Source organism: Streptococcus anginosus (genome assembly GCF_001697145.1).
Taxonomy (GTDB): domain Bacteria; phylum Bacillota; class Bacilli; order Lactobacillales; family Streptococcaceae; genus Streptococcus; species Streptococcus hominis.
The window spans coordinates 1,633,826-1,652,348 of record NZ_CP012719.1 but is presented as its reverse complement, the minus strand read 5'-3'; the positions used below and the strand labels follow the sequence as shown (position 1 = coordinate 1,652,348).

The following is an 18,523-nucleotide window of genomic DNA, read 5'->3' as shown; positions in this document are numbered from 1 at the left end:
GTCAGAATTAGATTGCGTCTTTTCATAAAAAACTGTATGATAGGGATAGTGTGATTTTAGAAAGAAGATAAGATGAAAAGATTCATGGAGAAGGCTAGTATTCTGGCTTTATCATTTGTGTTGACAACGGCATTTTCAATTTCCAGCGCCTTACCGGCAATGTTTCAGTTTTATAAGAATTATTCTTCTAGTCAGGTAGAGTTATTAGTCTCCTTGCCATCTATTGGGATTATGTCTTTATTGCTTTTTAATAGTATTTTAGAGCGTTTTTTATCTGAGCGGCAAATGATTATACTAGGGCTATTGTTATTTTCTCTTTGTGGCCTCATCCCATTTTTCAATCAAGCTTATGGTCTCGTTTTTGCTTCGCGATTTATTTTTGGTTTAGGGCTAGGTATGATGAACCCTCGAGCAATTGCGATTATTAGTGAGCGCTTCCAAGGGAGAGAGCGTGTGCAGATGTTGGGCTACCGTGGGTCAGCAGAAGTTGTAGGGATGGCTTTGTTGACTTTAGCGGTCGGGCAACTCTTGCGTTTTGGTTGGACAACTACTTTTCTGGTTTATACAGTTGGCTTTATTATTTTAGCACTATATCTTTTGTTTGTTCCTTATGAAAAAAGCAAAGTCGATAAACATGAGCATCTCAAGTCTGCTCAGAAAATGACCACAAAACAAGTGCATTTAAGCATATTGTTGGCTTTTATAGCTGGAATGATTGTGTGTACCAATGTCGCTATCAATTTACGTATTCCAAGTCTTGTCTTACAGAATAAAATGGGAAGTGCTGAAACAGCGAGCTTAATTCTCAGCTGTATGCAGCTTGTCGGGATTCTAGCTGGCGTTAGCTTTGCCAGCTTAGTGAGTATGTTGAAAAATCGCTTATTGACAGTAACGGGAATTGTTTTTGGTTTCAGTCAAGTGATGATTGGTTTTTCGAGCCACATTTGGTTCTTAAGTTTAAGTGCTCTGTTGGCTGGTTTTGCTTATAGCGTATCTCTAACAGCTGTATTTCATATTGTATCAGAGAAAATTCCTGCCCATTTGGTCAATCGCGCAATAGCGATTGTTGTCTTGGGTTGCAGTAGTGGTGCTTCAGTATCAACATTCGTCCTATCCTTGATTGGAAGCATTTCTTCTGTTCCAACCTTTATTTTTAGTGTACTAGGGGTTCTCATGATAGCAGTATCCATTTTAGCTGCTTTTGTCACTCATCAACAAAATGAGGAAAAAGATGCGATTAGATAAGTTTTTAGTAGAAATGGGGCTTGGTTCACGAACAGAAGTCAAACGCCTATTGAAAAAGAAGCAAGTTTTGGTTAATGGAAAAATAGAAACATCTGCGAAAATTCAAATAGATGAAAATCAGGACGAAATTTCGGTTAATAACCAAGTTTTGATCTATGAAAGATTTGTCTATTATCTTTTAAATAAACCCAAAGGTGTCATTTCTGCTACCGAAGATGATAAGCATCGAACGGTTTTGGATTTATTGAATGAAAATGCACGCCAGAAAGAAGTCTTTCCAGTTGGACGACTTGATATTGACACTCACGGACTTTTGTTATTAACCAATAATGGTGCTTTGGCACATGCGATGTTGTCTCCTAAAAAGCATGTAGCAAAAGTTTATCGTGCAAAGGTAGATGGGATTATAACTGAAAAAGATGTGGAGCATTTTGAAGCAGGAATAGAGCTCAAGGACTTTACCTGTCAGCCTGCAAAATTGACCATATTAGAAGTGAATGAAGAGCAGCAAACTTCTCTGGTGGAGATTATAATTTCTGAAGGAAAATTTCACCAGGTGAAGCGAATGGTTCAGGCTTGCGGAAAAACGGTAACAGATTTGGAACGCCTTTCTATGGGACCGCTTATGCTGGATGAGCGTTTGGAATTAGTCACTTTCCGCCGTTTGACAAAAGAAGAATTAGAAAAACTCACTATTTTTGGTGTAGAACTCTAAGCCGGAATGTCCCATTTGACAAAACCTTTCCTTCTTGGTAGAATAAGAATGTCGTTAAAGACAAATAACTTTTTCTTGGTATTAGGTGGGCCAAGCCTAACACTCGGATGAAGCGTAAAGAAAAGGAGTCTATCATGGCAATCTCAAAAGAGAAAAAAAATGAAATCATTGCACAATATGCACGTCACGAAGGTGACACAGGTTCAGTTGAAGTACAAGTAGCTGTTCTTACTTGGGAAATCAACCACCTTAACGAACACATCAAACAACACAAAAAAGACCACGCTACTTACCGTGGTTTGATGAAGAAAATCGGTCGCCGTCGTAACCTTCTTGCATACTTGCGTAAGAACGACGTTAACCGTTACCGTGAGTTAATCAACTCTCTTGGACTTCGTCGCTAATCTTGCGTCTAAAACGTTTCTATACTTCGTTGGCTTCGCCTCGATGTACCATCAGTACAATCTTCGGCTTGTCGCCTTGTCTATAAACGTTTTATCCAGCAAGAATCATGATGCTAAGGGCGCCAAAAATCCGTATGAAAATAGGGAAACGATACAGTGTTTGATGAACACAAGGAGTTTCATCTTTTTCACTAGGATTTTAGCCCGAGCTCAAATTAGCTCTCTGATTTCAGAGAGTTTTTTATTTTGTGACTTTTAGTCCGTCTCGCTCCGTAAGGTGCGAGACAAATAAACCACTTGCTATTGATATGCCCCCTGTCAAGTAGACAGGTAAAATATCTAATAATAGTGTCTGTTTTATAAGGTCAGTCGTACAAATAAATGTACGGCTGATTTTTTATGCAGACCACTTGGACTTGTACTGTTCAATTTTGTTATTCTTAGCGATTGGGTATGACAAAGGATGTTCTGATGTTAAGGCAGAGTTTCTTACTTCTCAAGGCGTTTTACAGTCGTATCTGCTTTGTGGTCGTTCATGACTATAAAATCAGATATAATCTTTGATGGCATATCGGAGGGAGGTCTCATCTGAAATATCATACATCTGATACATTTCTGATTTTATAATTCCCCAAAAACCTTCTATTGGGCCGTTATCAATACAATGACCTACTCTTGACATGGATTGAATCATATCAGTATCTTTCAACTTTTTTTGAAAGTTCTTATTAGTATATTGAAACCCTCTATCGCTGTGTAATATAGGCTTAGCTGTGGGATTTTTTTCAATGGCTTTGTCAAATGTTTTGAAGACTAACCGATTATCATTTCGACCACTTATGACAAAAGCAATAGGATAACGATCATATAAATCAAGTATGGCACTAAGATAGAGTTTCTTATGAGAGTTAGGGATCTTAAACTCTGTAACATCTGTTACCCATTTTTTGTTCGGAGCAGTTGTATAGAAGTTTCTTGCTAACTTGTTCTCTGCAGTTTCGTCAGGTTTAACAGTCTTGTATTTTTTCTTTTTCTTACGGATAAGGGCGTGAATATCGAGTTTTTTCATAATTCGGTGAATTCTCTTTCTCGAGTAATTCGTATGATTGAAATGATTAATCCAATCGGTCATTCTTCGGTATCCCAAGATATGTGAGAAACGTTCGTCATATTCTTTAATTAATTCCGCAATTTCTCTGTTTAATTGTTCTTGTTCTGGAACTATTCGATGTTTCCATTTATAAAATGCAGACCTTGTAATTCCGAGCTGATGGCACATCCAACTAATGCTCCACCCTTTGTTTGTGTTAAAGTGTTCGATCGCTAAGTATTTTGATTCATAACGCTGTTTACCTAGTCTCACATCCTTCCGAATTCTTTCACTTTTTTTAAGAGTTCAACAGTCATATCCTTCTCTTCTAACTGACGTTTTAAGCGCACATTTTCTCTTCGTAAACGTTCTAATTCATCAACCTCATCATCTAGTTTGTGACGACCTCTTTTATCAATTAATCCTTCGTCACCATCACTATCATACTTCTTCATCCACGAGTATACTTGGCTATAAGAAACATTATAAAGTGCCGCTGTTTCCTTATAATTGCGATTGTGTTCAATACAATAGTCGACAATCTCTTTGCGTTCATCAAATAGTGGTTTTACGTCTTGCTTTTGCCATATAGACCTCCTGTTTTGGATTGTAATCCTTAAGTTCTATATTGGCATTATACATCCTAATCCAATTTCGTAAAAGCCCTGAAGAAATATCATATTGATGAGCTAAATCAACAGATGAAGCCTCACCACTAATATATTTTCTAACAAGTTCCATTTTAAATTCTTTTGAATAGGAACGATTTTTTGTTTTCTTTGTCAATCCTAAAATCCCATATTTTTTATAAATAGCAGCCCAATCTTGAATCGTCCTTGTGGAAATATGAAGACAGTTACATATTTCGGACCTAGAACGATTACCATTAATATAATCAAGACAAGCTTGTTCTTTCTCGTATGGGGTGAATTTTTCTCTTCTAGACATAAAAATACCTCTTAAGTAGATTTTGGTTATTTACCATGTCTACTTAAGAGGTATCATATCAATAGCGGGTGGTTTATTTGTCTCGCACCTTCGAAGCGAGACGGACTAAAGTCACATAAAAAAAGAGTCTGGGACAATAGTCCCTTTGCTACAAAAAAAAGCAACGGATTTGCCGTTGCTTTTTGCATGGTTACGATAGCCTTGCTAAAATAGAATTGCTCAATAAACCATTTAGAAAGGCTATCCCATGCATATTCACTATAACACAAATCAAACGACTTTACCACTAGAACTTGCTTGCATTTTACCACAAGACCATCTTGTCTTTACCATTGAAAAAGTGGTGAATGCCTTGGAGTATAGTCACTTCCACGCTTTCTATCATAACTTCGGTCGCCCGTCTTATCACCCTAAAATGCTTTTAGCCGCTCTACTATTTGCCTACTCGCAAGGGATTTTCTCTGGACGAAAAATCGAAAAAATGATGATTGAAAATCTGGCTATGCAGTACCTAACAGGACAGTTGGTTGTCAGCTATCGCACCATCAATCGATTTCGAGTCGCTGAAGGAATGGAAGAGCTCATTCGTGATCTTTTCATTGACCTCAATCTTCGTTTGAAATTAGAAGAGTTAGTGACTTTAGATTGTCTGTTTATTGATGGCACTAAGATTGAAGCCAACGCCAACAAGTATAGTTTCGTGTGGAAAAAGGCAACGGACAAGTTTTCCCTCAAACTTCAAGAACAGATACAGGTCTATTTTCAAGAAGAAATCACACCCCTTATCCATCAGGCCATTAGGCTGGACGAAGAAGAACCGATTGCTTCAGAGCAGTTGATTGAATTCGCTCAAGTCCTCGAAGAAGAATTGGAAAAACTGAACCAAGACATTGAGGAGACCCCCGTTAAAGGGAAGGACGAACGTAAAACCCAACGTCGGAAACTCAAGAAAGTCTTGCGTAAAGTCAAGGATGATTTTTCAGTACGTGCTGAAAAATATGAAGGCTACCAAGAGACATTTGAAGGGCGTAACAGCTTTTCCAAAACAGATACAGATGCCACTTTTATGCGGATGAAAGAAGACCACATGAAGAGTGGTCAACTCAAGGCTGCTTACAATCTTCAAATCGCTACTGAAAATCAATTTGTTCTTCATTATGATGTCTTTTCAAATCCGACAGACACCAAGACTCTTCTGCCATTCCTTGAAACCTATCCGCATGACTTGAAGACCGTTGTCGCAGATGCTGGATATGGAAGTGAAGAGAACCTCCTTCGTTTAGATGAAAAGGAGGTGAACCACCTGATTAAATATGCCATGTTTGATCAGGAACAGAAGAAAGGGTATAAACAGTCGGCTAGAAACTTAGCGAATTGGTACTATGATGACAAGGAGGATAGCTACACTCATCCTGACGGGTGGTGCTATCGTTTTCATCATATCAAACATCAGAAAACACAGGCGGACTTTCAACAGGAAATCAAGGTTTACTACGCTGATGAACCTAAATCAGCCCCTCAAAAGGGACTATATATCAACGAACGTTATCAACACTTAAAAGCTAAAGAATGCCAAGCGCTTTTATCTCCCGAAGGTAGACAGATTTTCGCTCAACGTAAGATTGATGTGGAACCCGTCTTTGGGCAGATAAAGGCTTATTTGGGTTACAAGAGATGTAACCTAAGAGGCAAGCGTCAGGTGAAAATTGACATGGGTTTAGTGCTCATGGCCAATAATCTCCTTAAATACAATAAGAGAACGACTCAAACTTAAAAAGTTAGAGTTCCATAATTGGGAATCTCTAGCTTTTTTGTGACTGAGAACTATTTTGTCTCAGACTATTCAGATTGAAGACAAACTGGAATTTTAATCCAGTTTGTCTTTTCTTTTACTATTGTTATCACAATTGGTCTTGATAGGATTACTTTTATGCAAAATAAAAAGACTATTCCAGCCATTATCTTACTATATTTTTTCATATTCAAGCACGCTAAAGTAAGCCCAAGGGTTGCCTCCATTTTGGACTTTCCTTTTAGTCTCGTATAACGTAAGTTGGGATATTCTTTAGCTGTTCCAAACAAGTGCTCAATGGTTTCTTTGCGCTGTTGATAGCGTTCCTTCATCTCTCTTTGGTGTCGGATGTCTTCACAAACCTCTAAATCATCTTTCCATAGATGACGAGTGATTACTTTTTGATGATTTTTTGATTGGGTACAAACCGATAATAAGGGACAATACTGGCATACAGCTGGATTACTTTTATACTCACGATAGCCGTCTCGAGTAGTCGTTGAATAGGATAAGGGGTGATTTTCTGGACAGAGGTAAACATCATAGTACTCATCATACATAAATTCTTTTGGCCGAAGCATGTCTTTTTTATTACGAGGTCTTGTATAAGGAAAAACGGGTATGACACCTAGTGTTAAGAAGTAAGGAGCGATGCTTGGGGTTTTATAGCCAGAATCAGCGATAAGATAGTGAGGATTCAATGCTTTAATCTTGTCAAAGAGTTCAGGAAATGCCTGACTATCATGGATATTCCTAGCGTGGATACTATAGCCTAGTGCCCAGCCATGTTTATGGCAAGCTACTTGAGCATTGTAAGCAAAAACCTCTTTATGGTCACCCTTATGAAACCAGCCACTATCTGGGGCGGTTGGAGAGATTTTCTTACTGATGGGCTCTTTTTCTTTGGCGAGCCCTAGCGACTTTTTTCCCTGTTTGTCCCTGTCTTTGGCAATTTCTTTTTCCAATTGGTCACTCATAAATTTAGCTTGCGCATCAACTTCTTGATTGATGTATTTGTGATTGTTCGCTGCTGCCTTGATATGAGTCCCATCCACAAAGATTTCAGTGGGGTCAATCAAACCAGCATTGAGGCAGAGCCCTAAGATATGAGCAAAAATTGCTTCAATGACTTGTTTATCCTGGAAACGACGACTGTAGTTCTTGCCGTATGTTGTGAAATGAGGCACCTTATCTTCTAAAGTTAACCCAAGAAACCAGCGGTAAGCCACATTGACTTCAATTTCTTTGATGGTTTGACGCATGGAACGAATACCAAAGAGACATTGAATCATTGGAATTTTGACTAACATGACTGGGTCTAAGCTAGGACGCCCCTTATCCGCACAATAACTGTTTTCAACCAATTGATAAATAAATGAGAAATCAACTGCACGATCCATTTGACGTAAGAGATGATCTTTAGGAACCAACTCATCTAGGCTGTAGAACCCGACTTGATTTCGATTATAGTCAGGATTTTCTTTGTGGAACATAGCAATACCTCCCAGAATACCTTACCTTTATTATAACTCTAGATAAACAGAAAAGTCCTTAGAAAAGTGAATTTCTAGGACTTTGTCTTCAATCTGCAGAGTAGAATTTCATTCTACTCTGTTTTAAAGTACGACGGGCATGTCGTACATCTGAGGTGAAAGTCCTCCGCGGGCACCCGCTACCGGTGAACCCAATAGCGACTCCCAAGCCTGACTATCGCGAGGTAGCAAGGAGAGGAAGGGATAGCGAAATCGTGGCTCTACGAACAGAAACGTGATAACAAGGCGTATATAGGGGAAGAGGGGGCTTGAAACCCTAAAGTCCAAAAAGGTAGTCGTAACCTATGTGCGTAAATCACGAGAGTAAACGAGGAAAGATGTACGACTTATCCCGTGAGGTCTCATGAGCGTCAAAGACGTAGTAACAACGAATCATGAGAAGTCAGCCGAGACCATAGTAGTGATGAAACTTCTGTAATAGAAGTGGAGCGAAGGGTCGAACAATTAACCGAAGTATACCTACTTCACACGTGTCTGTAAAACGAATAGTCTGATAGAACTGGATGCGGTCACGTATTGACTAGAGGAAAGTTCACTAATATAAGATGTCCTCAGACACCGAAACAAGAAAGGAATACACACATGTCAGAACTACTAGATAACATTCTATCTCGTGAGAATATGTTAGAAGCCTATAACCAAGTGAAAGCCAATAAAGGCTCAGCTGGAATTGATGGCATTACTGTTGAAGAGATAGACAACTACCTTCGCCAATATTGGCGACCAACCAAGGAACTGATAAAACAGAGGAAATACAAACCTCAGCCAGTTTTACGAGTAGAAATTCCGAAACCTAATGGGGGAGTCCGTCAGCTCGGTATTCCAACTGTCATGGACAGAATGGTTCAACAGGCAATTGTTCAGATTATCAGTCCTCTCTGTGAACCTCACTTCTCTGAAACGAGTTATGGTTTCCGACCCAATCGGTCATGCGAAAAAGCCATCATCAAGTTATTGGAGTACCTTAACGATGGCTATGAGTGGATTGTGGATATAGACCTTGAGAAATTTTTCGATACAGTTCCTCAAGATAGGCTGATGTCACTTGTCCATAACATTATTCAAGATGGTGATACCGAATCTCTGATTCGCAAGTATCTTCATTCGGGCGTAGTCATCAACGGACAACGACATAGAACGTTAGTAGGAACACCACAGGGAGGAAATCTATCTCCACTCCTATCTAATATCATGCTTAATGAGCTGGACAAGGAATTGGAAAGTAGAGGACTACACTTTGTTCGTTACGCAGATGATTGTGTCATAACTGTTGGGAGTGAGGCGGCAGCTAAACGTGTTATGTATTCAGTTAGTCGCTTCATTGAAAAACGTCTCGGACTGAAAGTCAATATGACTAAGACCAAGATTGTGAGACCAAGTAAGTTGAAGTATCTTGGCTTTGGCTTCTGGAAGTCATCTGAAGGTTGGAAAAGTCGCCCGCATCAAGACAGTATACAGAATTTCAAGAGAAAGCTTAAGCAATTGACCATACGGAAATGGAGTATTGACTTGGATAGCCGTATTGAGAAACTCAACTGGCTTATCCGAGGCTGGATAAACTATTTCTCCATGACAAACATGAAATCTGTTATGGAAAGCATTGATGAACGCTTGCGAACACGAATTAGAGTTATCATCTGGAAACAATGGAAGAAGAAATCTAAGCGACTTTGGGGACTTCTTAAACTAGGCGTACCAAAGTGGATCGCAGATAAAGTATCTGGCTGGGGTGACCACTATCAGTTGGTGGCACAAAAGTCAGTCCTAAAACGAGCTATATCAAAACCAGTCCTCATTAAACGCGGACTGGTTTCTTGCTTAGATTACTACTTAGAACGACATGCGTTAAAAGTTAATTGAACCGCCGTATGCCGAACGGCACGTACGGTGGTGTGAGAGGGACTCGAAAGTAGCCCCTACTCGATTTTCCTTCAGCTGCGCACCATTTTCCTTGGGCAAAAGGCAGATCAACTGAAATGGTGATAACCACTGTATTGTCCAAATCAGACAGTCCTTGGTTGAAGTGGCGGGTTTGAGTAGAGCAGACGTCTGTATCAATGGACGGAATGATGCTCAGCACCTTCTTTTTGCCCGCGAAATCAGCCAGCGTCTTTTTGCTGAGGTCGGTTGATGTGAGTGAAAAGTCAGGTGCAGTGTCACCGACTTGAGGTTGCTTCCCTGTAAAAGTAACAGGATTTCCAAGAAAGGTTGTCATAAAAGTCCTCCAAATGAAATTTCTACTCCAGTTGTACTATATTTGAAAGAACTTTCTAAATAATTTGTTTGGAAAATTTAGGTCTTTTATTCTTACAAAAATGTAAGAATAAAAGGCTTTTTGTAAGCTTAAGTTATGGTAAGAATAAAAAGACCGTATTATACTAAAGTTATCAAAATGATAGGAGTAGGAAAATGAGAAATGTGATTGAGTTAAACCAAGTTACAAAAGTTTATGGCGATGCCAAAACAGTTAGTCTGGATAAAATAACCGTTAAGGAAGGAGAGATTTATGGTTTTTTAGGCCCAAATGGCGCTGGAAAAACGACCACGATGAAAATGATTTTATCTCTCATTCAACCGACTTCGGGGGAAATTTTAGTTTATGGCAAATCAGTGAGAGCTAAAACAGACTATTTGAATAGCATTGGATCAATGATTGAGGAACCATCTTATTATCCGAATTTGACAGGGTATGAAAATCTTTTAGTTTTTCAAAAGATGATTGGTTTTGACAAAAGAAATATTTGGCCTACACTTGAGCTTGTAGGCTTAGCTGAGGAAAAGAATAGGAAAAAATTAGTTAAAGCCTATTCTTTGGGAATGAAACAACGATTAGCCTTGGGTTTTGCTCTTGTTAAGAAACCTAAAATTTTGTTATTAGATGAGCCAACGAATGGACTTGATCCTGCGGGAATTCATGAAATTCGTCAATTAATTATCCGACTTGCTAAAGAGGAAGGTATCACTGTATTTATCTCCAGTCATATCTTATCAGAAATTGAACATTTAGCTGATCGTGTTGGTATTATTAACAGGGGGCAACTCGTCTATGAAGGAGATGTTGAAACGATAAAGTCCAATATGTGGATTGAAATTAGTGGAGACTTCTCACAACATAATATGCTTCAATTTTTGAATCAACAGACTAAAGTACCTATTCTTGAGGTTAAAAATGGGCAAATGAAGCTAAAAAATCTACCAGATGATCGAATTGCTTTACTCGTGAAAGAACTAGTCAGAGCGGGATATCCAATCTTTAGGGTTGTCAGAGAAAAAGAAAGTCTAGAAGATATTTTTCTAACATTAACAAAGGAGGCCTAGTATGGTAAAAGCATTGCAAATTGAGCTTCTAAAATCGAAGCGTACAAAATCTTTCGCTATTGCGATTGCGATACTTGGATTTGGATTTTTATGGACTATTCTTGTTTCAAAGGAAAAACTAACTGAGGTAGCGTTTTATTTCTGTAATCAGGATATCTATACCTTCGTTTTACCTCTGGCAATTAGTATATTTGCTTCGCGAATTGTGAGTAATGAGAAAGAAGGACGGACTTTTAAATTACAAGCAAGTAATGGCAGAGGAGTGAGTGGAATTTTTCATGATAAACTTTACTTCTCAACGCTATTCTTTATGGGCTTAGCAGTTATCTTTACAGGGCTTTTGGGAATTTATATAAGCTTGTTTAAGTGGCAGACTGTCTCTTTACAGTTGTTATTACTACAGGTACTCAGACTTTCCTTGTCAAGTTTTGTTCAAATATGTCTTTACATTTCTATCGCGATGTACTATGAAAAGCAAGGGCTGGTGTTATCTATGGGGTTTATTGGTTCCTTTGTCGGGATGATTTTTCAAGCGAGAACAGATCAATGGTGGGCCTTTTTACTTCCTTGGGAGGGAACAGGATTTTTGGCTCCCTATAAGTTTAGCTATAATTCTGTTACAAGTACTGCTGTCTATACACTTGATAATCAGCTTTTATTAAAGATCGGTATCTACATACTTTATGCTACACTTGTCTATGCACTAGCTAGAGGGGCTATTCAAGGTAGAAAGGGGATGATGATATGATAGGATATATATCTGCAGAGTGGCGAAAGTTACATAAAATGCAATTACTTGGAATTGGAATCTTGCTGTTGAGTATATCTAGTTTTATAGGCTTGAGCACTTATTTTCTTAATCGTTCTGTATTTGTGGAAGGAACTCAGACTTGGGTCATGTGGGGGCAGCTTACCTTATTAAATAGCCAGATATTTTATCCAGCATTATTAGCGATTTTTATGGGGATTAGCATGATGCCAGAATTTGAACGGACAACTCTTGAAATGTTGCGTGTCAATCAGGTGTCTCTTTCTAAATTGGTAATAAGCAAGATTCTTACAGTATTATTCGTAACAGTTCCCTTACAACTTCTTTTGGTCCTTATCTGGAGCGTAGCACTGAGCTTTGAACAGATACAGGTTATTCCAGAAATAGCTGTTCACCTCAAATGGGTATTTTTATCCTTGATAGGCTCTATCAGTATAATGATGGTACAGGCTTTTATCCTATCAAAGACTCGAAATTTTGCAAAATCTGTCGCTTTTTCAGCTATTGGCTCCATTGGCGGTTTTCTTCTTTTGTTTGTAGGAGAGGGATTGAGCCGATTTTATCCCTATTCTCAGATTATGATTGCTTTACGTAGTCGTGCTTTAACAGATATGTCATGGATGGAATTGCTTATTTTTGTTTTAATTAATGCAATTTATAGTATATTGTTTTTTGGTCTGACTGTCAGAGAGTTAAGGAAGTAAGCATAATTTAAAACACCTTGATGACTGCTGATATGATACCTCTTAAGTAGATTTTGGTTATTTACCATGTCTACTTAAGAGGTATCATATCATATGCGGGTGCGCAATGTTGGTTATATCCAAAAACTCCAAATGCGATACAATAAAGATATTCAGGATTACGATAAAGCGAAAGGGGAAAATATGACGTAAAAAGGTATATAGTTTATCTTATACAAAATAAAAGGGAGTGAGACAGAACCCATTTTGAAAAAAATCTAGTCCGTTGTCTTACTCCTACGAGGATGATTAGGCGCTCTTCCGAGCTTGAAAAGCAATAGGCTTGAGGACTTGCTTTGCAAAATCCACCAATTCAAAGTCGTGTTTTTGACACATCCTTATGGATGTTTTATTTCCGACATCCAATAATCCAGTAGACTATTGGAGTGGTTAGCTGTAGCATCGTTAATTTATTAAACGGTCTCCTTTGAAGCTAGAAACTTTCGTCCCAGTATCCAATCATGTGTGCTTGTAAACTACTTGTTTGATGGGAATTATGATGGAAAACAATGTCCCTTGTTACAAGATCTCATTTCTCTTTTTAATATATTGTAGAGATGTATTTTACCAAGGCAATCCCGCTTCTGCAATTTCCTTCTTTGAAGCATATTGACCATTTGGGCGATGCCATCTGCCCCTCTTATCTCTAAAATAGCCACTAGCAGCTATAGCCTCTTGTTGTTGAGATGCTGCTTGTCTCTCTGCCTCTTGTCGAGCTTGCTCAGCTCGTTGCTGAATTGCATTTTGTACAAGATTAATTCGATGTTGAAGAGCTCCTTTTTTATTTGGATCGGTAATTTGCTCAACGGCAGCTTGAGCTGGAGCAATGTTCTCGGCTACTTGATTATCCTCAAGTTGTTTAACAGCCTGTTCACCTTGCTGGGTGATGCGCTGAATTTGAGCTTCTTTTTGAGCCTGTTCTTCTTTAGCTTTTCTCTCTGCCGCCTCTTTTTGTTTTCGCTCTTCCTCCGCTTTCTTCTCTTTCTTTTCTTTTTCGAGTTTTTCTTCTTTTTCTCTACTAGAATCGGAGTTTGAGGAGGAACTGCTTGCTTTTGAAGAGTTTGAAGATGAAGTTCTAGATGTAGATGGCACTACTTGGGTTTGACTTTGTTGGCTTTCAGAGGATTCAATATTGAATTTACTTACTGTATAGCTTCCTAGTATTCCTATTATCGCTACAGCAATTGCTATATTTCTTTTGAAAACACTTGGATTTCGCTTGGCGAAATACCAAATACCAAAAACACCACCTAGAAACATTAATGGCATTGTAATTGGAGACAATAAGATGATTAGAACAACACTCATGATAGCAAGAACGATGTTGAGCCTAGAATTATTTTTCCACTTTTTCATATTTCCCTCACATAAATTGGTTTTCGAAAATATCATATCACAACTTGTTATCGCTTTCAATAACTAGGAAGTGAAATTTTTCAAATTACCACAAACTTAAAAATTTTGTTTTAAATCAATTCATATAAAACAGCTTCAAATTGAAATCTGAAGCTGTGTAGATAATCTATTCTCCTAATTCCTCGCTGTAGGTAATAATCTGATCAACTGTATCAGACAAGAACTGAATTGTGTCGCGGAGTGGTTTGTCTGTGGAAATGTCGGCTCCGATGATACGAGCAGTCTCAAGTGGCGTTTTACTTCCACCAGATTTGAGGAAGGTTAGCCAATCGTGAGCGCCATTTTTGTCATTTTTCAAATGAAGATAGCCGGTAGTAGAGATGACAAGTCCAGCAGAGTAGGTATAGCTGTATAGCCCCATATAATAGTGACTTTGCCGCATCCAAGTGAGCGCAGCATCATCGTCGATTTCGACTGCATCCCCCCAAAACTCGGTAAGAACTTCTTTCATAATACTGTTAAGCTTCGTTGCTCCAAAAGTTTCGCCTGCTTCAACGAGATTATAAACCCGGCGTTGGAAGGCTGCTTCCAAGAGATGGGTGATAAAGTTATGGAAGTAAGTGTCCGTTAGACGGTGAGCGAGTGCAAATCGCTTTTGACGTGGATTGTCAAATTGATGTTCCAAATAGTCGCTAAGTAAGAGTTCGTTGAAGGTAGAAGGAGCTTCTACGTAATAGGTCGACATGTGGGTATTGAAATAGATTTGACTATTGTCAGAGAAGATGAACTGACCAGAGTGACCAATTTCATGAATCAGAGTATACACATCACTCATACGGCCTGTCCAGCTCATAAGAACATAAGGATGCACGCGATAAGGATCAGTGGCATAGCCGCCAGAGTCCTTGCCAGCATTCGCTGCAAAATCCACCCAGCGCTCTTTTTGGTAATTGGCAATTTCGCGTGTATATTCTTCTCCGAGTGGAGCAACGGATTTCATCACTAAGTCATAAGCGTCCTCAATAGTGACATCAGGATTGAGTGCACTGTCCAAGTCCAGCTTCCAATCTGCAAAGGTCATTTTTTCGAGGCCGTTGATCTTAGCAACGTGCTTGAGGAACTTTTGTGCAACAGGTGCAAATTCAGTCATGATGAGGTCAATTTGCCGATCGAACATAGAGCGATCTACCTCTTGCTCAGCCAAAAGATAGTCAAAGACAGAGTCATAGCCTTTCATATCTGCTAGAAGCTTTTCAGATTTGACCTGAGCCAGATAGGCAGCAGCAGCAGTATTTTGGTGCTGACGAAGGCCTTCTGAGAAAGAGCGGAAAGCTTTTTCACGGATTTGAGCATTTTCGTGGTTTTGATAGAAATTCTCATAGGTAACAAAGCTGTTTTTATAAACTTTGCCGTTTACTTCGAAGTCAGCCATGGCAAAGTCGCCAGCCCGCATCCTAGTGTAAATATCCTGTGGACTGTAAAAGACTTCACCTAGATTGGTCAAGGCTTTTTCAATATCCGCTCCCAGATAGTGGGCTTTTTTGATTTTAGCTTGGCGAATTGCGGCAGTCAAATGTGTTAGTTGTTCGAGACGATTAAGAATTTCTTCGTCAGCATTGACCAAGGCTGCATCAAAGAAGCTGAGAGCAACGCTAGCTTCTGTTTCGAAATCTGTACCAGCTTGCGCAATCTGTGCAAAGTTTTCATCACCGTAGTCCGTTGTTTGTGGCATAAAACTGTAGTTGCCGATATGACTTCTTTGAATATAGATTTGTTCCAATTCAGCAAAGGCCTTTTCAAAATCCTCAAAAGTATGAAGGTTGTCCTTATAATCCCGTATGAACTGGTTAATGTCTTCACGAGTTTTTTCAATCGCCCGTAGGAAATCTTCACGGTCTTGATAGAGAGCTGTTAAGTCCCACAGTTCCTTTTCTGGAAACTCAGAACGTTGTTTTTGTTCAACCATATCTATTCTCCTTGTTACTAGCTTTCTTTCTAGTATAGCAAAAAATAAGAATAATAGATAACATTTCAAAAATTCTTGCTAAAAAGCTATTTTAAGGCTTTTTCTTTTGGTGTAAAATATGATAAAATAAAGTTTATACGTGCTTGATACAAAGATGAGGATAGACAAAGTATAAAAAACACTTAAACTTTCTATCAACAGTCGTGGCTATGGAAAAAGGTGTGTTGAACAGGATAATGAGTTATTTTATTGAAACAAAGCTTGTGCCTAATTATGCAAGCAGAAATTTTTGGAGTGGAACTCAGGATTCATTTTTAATATCCTAAATCTATCTTGATCTTTGTAGGCAAGACGTATAAAAAATTAGAAATTGAGCATAGACTCAAAGAGGAATAATTATGGTAAAACAAATATTTAAAACCACTTTTGCTGGCAAAGAATTAGTGGTTGAAACTGGACAAGTGGCGAAGCAAGCGAATGGTAGCGTAGTGGTGCGCTATGGTGAAAGTACCGTTCTGACAGCAGCCGTTATGTCAAAGAAAATGGCGACTGGCGATTTCTTCCCGCTTCAAGTCAATTATGAAGAAAAGATGTACGCAGCTGGGAAATACCCTGGTGGCTTTAACAAGCGCGAAGGACGCCCTTCGACGGATGCGACTTTGACCGCTCGCTTAATCGACCGTCCCATTCGTCCCATGTTTGCGGAAGGTTTCCGCAATGAAGTTCAGGTTATCAATACCGTTCTTTCTTATGATGCGGATGCTTCAGCACCTATGGCAGCTATGTTTGGTTCATCTCTTGCGTTATCAATCTCAGATATTCCTTTTAATGGTCCAATTGCTGGTGTGCAGGTTGGCTATGTCAATGGAGAATTGGTCATCAATCCAAGTCAAGAACAAAAAGAAGCTTCGTTATTGGAATTAACCGTTGCAGGAACTAAAGAAGCGATTAACATGGTGGAATCTGGTGCCAAAGAATTATCAGAAGAAGTGATGCTGGAAGCCCTTTTGAAAGGTCATGAAGCAGTGAAGGAATTGATTGCTTTCCAAGAAGAAATCGTGGCAGTAGTTGGAAAAGAAAAAGCAGAAGTTGAGCTTCTTCGTGTTGATGAAGAATTGCAAACAGAAATTGTAGCCGGCTATAATGCTGATCTTCAAAAAGCCGTTCAGGTAGAAGAAAAATTAGCTCGTGAAGCCGCAACGCAAGCAGTCAAAGACGAAGTAATAGCCCTTTACGAAGAAAAATATGCTGACCACGAAGAATTTGACCGCATCATGCGTGATGTGGCTGAAATTTTAGAGCAAATGGAGCATGCAGAAGTACGGCGTTTAATTACTGAGGACAAGATTCGTCCAGATGGTCGTAAGGTAGATGAAATTCGTCCATTGGATGCTGAAATTGACTATCTGCCACGAGTGCATGGCTCTGGTCTCTTTACTCGTGGGCAAACGCAGGCTTTATCTGTCTTGACCTTGGCGCCAATGGGTGAGACGCAAATTGTGGACGGACTTGATCCAGAATACAAGAAACGCTTTATGCATCATTATAATTTCCCACAATATTCTGTAGGAGAAACGGGACGCTATGGAGCACCTGGTCGTCGGGAAATCGGTCATGGAGCTCTTGGTGAACGTGCACTTGCGCAAGTTCTCCCTAGTCTAGAGGATTTCCCTTATGCAATCCGTTTGGTAGCAGAAGTTCTTGAGTCAAATGGTTCATCTTCACAAGCCTCGATTTGTGCTGGGACACTTGCTCTTATGGCCGGTGGGGTACCAATTAAAGCACCTGTAGCCGGAATCGCTATGGGGCTCATTTCAGATGGTAGCAACTACACGATTTTAACAGATATTCAAGGCTTAGAAGACCATTTCGGAGATATGGATTTCAAGGTAGCCGGTACACGTGAAGGAATTACTGCTCTTCAAATGGATATCAAGATTGAAGGAATTACTGCTGAAATCTTGCAAGAAGCATTGGCTCAAGCTAAGAAAGCACGTTTTGAAATTTTAGATTTGATTGAACGTACGATTCCAGCTCCTCGCACAGAACTCGCTCCAACTGCTCCGAAGATTGACACCATTAAGATTGATGTTGATAAGATTAAGATTGTCATTGGTAAGGGCGGTGAAACGATTGACAAGATTATCGCAGAAACAGGTGTCAAGATTGATATAGACGAGGAAGGAAATGTTTCTATTTACTCTAGCGATCAAGATGCGATTAACCGTGCCAAAGAAATCATTACAGCGCTTGTGCGTGAAGCAAAAGTAGATGAAGTGTATCATGCAAAAGTTGTTCGGATTGAGAAATTCGGTGCTTTTGTCAATCTCTTTGACAAGACAGACGCCTTGGTGCACATCTCTGAAATGGCTTGGACGCGTACCAATAAGGTTGAAGATTTGGTGCAACTTGGTGATGAAGTAGATGTCAAAGTTATTAAGATTGATGAAAAAGGTCGTGTGGACGCTTCTATGAAAGCTCTTCTACCACGTCCTCCTAAAGAAGAGAAAGCAAAAAAACATCATCATAAAACACATAAAGAGCATAAAGCTGTTCAAGAAGAAAAGGCGCAAGACTAGACAGGTTGCTAAGTATTTGCCTTCAGTCTAAAGCTAGAAAGGAGT

Annotated in this window: 14 protein-coding genes and 3 pseudogenes; 10 read left to right on the top strand and 7 right to left on the bottom strand. The window is 39.2% G+C overall.

Annotation, left to right across the window (positions count from 1 at the left end; all coding sequences use genetic code 11):
* Positions 1–72 precede the first annotated feature (72 nt).
* From SanJ4206_RS08050 to rpsO, 3 genes are all read left to right on the top strand, one after another.
* On the top strand, positions 73–1,245 hold the full coding sequence (locus SanJ4206_RS08050; protein WP_004224639.1) for an MFS transporter: 1,173 nt from the start codon (positions 73–75) through the stop codon (positions 1,243–1,245).
* Positions 1,232–1,960 (top strand): pseudouridine synthase, encoded by a 729-nt coding sequence (locus tag SanJ4206_RS08045; protein WP_022525167.1) that lies wholly within the window; start codon positions 1,232–1,234, stop codon positions 1,958–1,960. The genes SanJ4206_RS08050 and SanJ4206_RS08045 overlap by 14 nt, the downstream gene beginning before the upstream one ends.
* 134 nt (positions 1,961–2,094) lie before the next feature.
* Positions 2,095–2,364 (top strand): 30S ribosomal protein S15, encoded by a 270-nt coding sequence (gene rpsO, locus SanJ4206_RS08040; protein WP_001018251.1) that lies wholly within the window; start codon positions 2,095–2,097, stop codon positions 2,362–2,364.
* Between the two features lie 547 nt (positions 2,365–2,911).
* Here the strand turns inward: rpsO and SanJ4206_RS08035 are convergent.
* The 3 genes from SanJ4206_RS08035 to SanJ4206_RS10005 are packed head-to-tail and all read right to left on the bottom strand — an operon-like array spanning position 2,912 to position 4,402.
* Complete coding sequence (locus SanJ4206_RS08035) at positions 2,912–3,727, bottom strand: IS3 family transposase (protein WP_004224646.1); 816 nt, start codon at positions 3,725–3,727, stop codon at positions 2,912–2,914.
* Positions 3,724–3,981 (bottom strand): helix-turn-helix domain-containing protein, encoded by a 258-nt coding sequence (locus tag SanJ4206_RS10010; RefSeq protein ID WP_230937728.1) that lies wholly within the window; start codon positions 3,979–3,981, stop codon positions 3,724–3,726. Before SanJ4206_RS10010 ends, SanJ4206_RS08035 begins: the two co-directional genes overlap by 4 nt.
* Before the next feature lie 28 nt (positions 3,982–4,009).
* The gene (locus SanJ4206_RS10005; RefSeq protein WP_004224648.1) at positions 4,010–4,402 is read right to left on the bottom strand and encodes a transposase; all 393 of its coding nucleotides are present in this window, start codon (positions 4,400–4,402) and stop codon (positions 4,010–4,012) included.
* Positions 4,403–4,649: 247 nt separating this feature from the next.
* On the opposite strand from SanJ4206_RS10005, the gene SanJ4206_RS08020 reads away from it, so the two are divergent.
* A complete protein-coding gene (locus tag SanJ4206_RS08020; protein ID WP_004224651.1) occupies positions 4,650–6,176 on the top strand; it encodes an IS1182 family transposase in 1,527 nt (508 codons plus the stop codon).
* 65 nt (positions 6,177–6,241) lie between these two features.
* On the opposite strand, the gene SanJ4206_RS08015 is transcribed toward SanJ4206_RS08020, so the two are convergent.
* Positions 6,242–7,687 (bottom strand): IS1182 family transposase, encoded by a 1,446-nt coding sequence (locus tag SanJ4206_RS08015; RefSeq protein WP_157622103.1) that lies wholly within the window; start codon positions 7,685–7,687, stop codon positions 6,242–6,244.
* Positions 7,688–8,329: 642 nt separating this feature from the next.
* Here SanJ4206_RS08015 and ltrA point away from each other — a divergent pair.
* Positions 8,330–9,607: a group II intron reverse transcriptase/maturase gene (ltrA, locus tag SanJ4206_RS08010; protein ID WP_004224222.1), complete on the top strand. Its 1,278-nt coding sequence runs from the start codon at positions 8,330–8,332 to the stop codon at positions 9,605–9,607.
* A gap of 67 nt (positions 9,608–9,674) precedes the next feature.
* Here the strand turns inward: ltrA and tpx are convergent.
* Positions 9,675–9,962 (bottom strand): annotated as a pseudogene (gene tpx / locus SanJ4206_RS08005) (thiol peroxidase); the annotation flags it as partial.
* Positions 9,963–10,156: 194 nt separating this feature from the next.
* Between tpx and SanJ4206_RS08000 the strand changes: the two are divergent.
* The 4 genes and pseudogenes from SanJ4206_RS08000 to SanJ4206_RS07990 all read left to right on the top strand — a co-directional run.
* Positions 10,157–10,859 (top strand): annotated as a pseudogene (locus SanJ4206_RS08000) (ABC transporter ATP-binding protein); the annotation flags it as partial.
* 107 nt (positions 10,860–10,966) lie between these two features.
* Positions 10,967–11,065, top strand: a pseudogene (locus tag SanJ4206_RS10115) (ABC transporter ATP-binding protein); the annotation flags it as partial.
* 1 nt (position 11,066) lies between these two features.
* On the top strand, positions 11,067–11,813 hold the full coding sequence (locus tag SanJ4206_RS07995; protein ID WP_004224213.1) for an ABC transporter permease: 747 nt from the start codon (positions 11,067–11,069) through the stop codon (positions 11,811–11,813).
* Positions 11,813–12,538 (top strand): ABC transporter permease, encoded by a 726-nt coding sequence (locus tag SanJ4206_RS07990; protein ID WP_026129853.1) that lies wholly within the window; start codon positions 11,813–11,815, stop codon positions 12,536–12,538. The genes SanJ4206_RS07995 and SanJ4206_RS07990 overlap by 1 nt, the downstream gene beginning before the upstream one ends.
* Positions 12,539–13,141: 603 nt before the next feature.
* Here SanJ4206_RS07990 and SanJ4206_RS07985 read toward each other — a convergent pair.
* Positions 13,142–13,933: a hypothetical protein gene (locus SanJ4206_RS07985; protein ID WP_022525163.1), complete on the bottom strand. Its 792-nt coding sequence runs from the start codon at positions 13,931–13,933 to the stop codon at positions 13,142–13,144.
* Positions 13,934–14,099: 166 nt separating this feature from the next.
* Positions 14,100–15,899, bottom strand: coding sequence for an oligoendopeptidase F (gene pepF / locus SanJ4206_RS07980; RefSeq protein ID WP_157622101.1), 1,800 nt, complete (start codon positions 15,897–15,899; stop codon positions 14,100–14,102).
* A gap of 398 nt (positions 15,900–16,297) precedes the next feature.
* Here pepF and pnp point away from each other — a divergent pair, with 398 nt between their 5' ends.
* Complete coding sequence (gene pnp / locus SanJ4206_RS07975) at positions 16,298–18,478, top strand: polyribonucleotide nucleotidyltransferase (RefSeq protein WP_004224202.1); 2,181 nt, start codon at positions 16,298–16,300, stop codon at positions 18,476–18,478.
* The last annotated feature ends 45 nt before the right edge of the window (positions 18,479–18,523 follow it).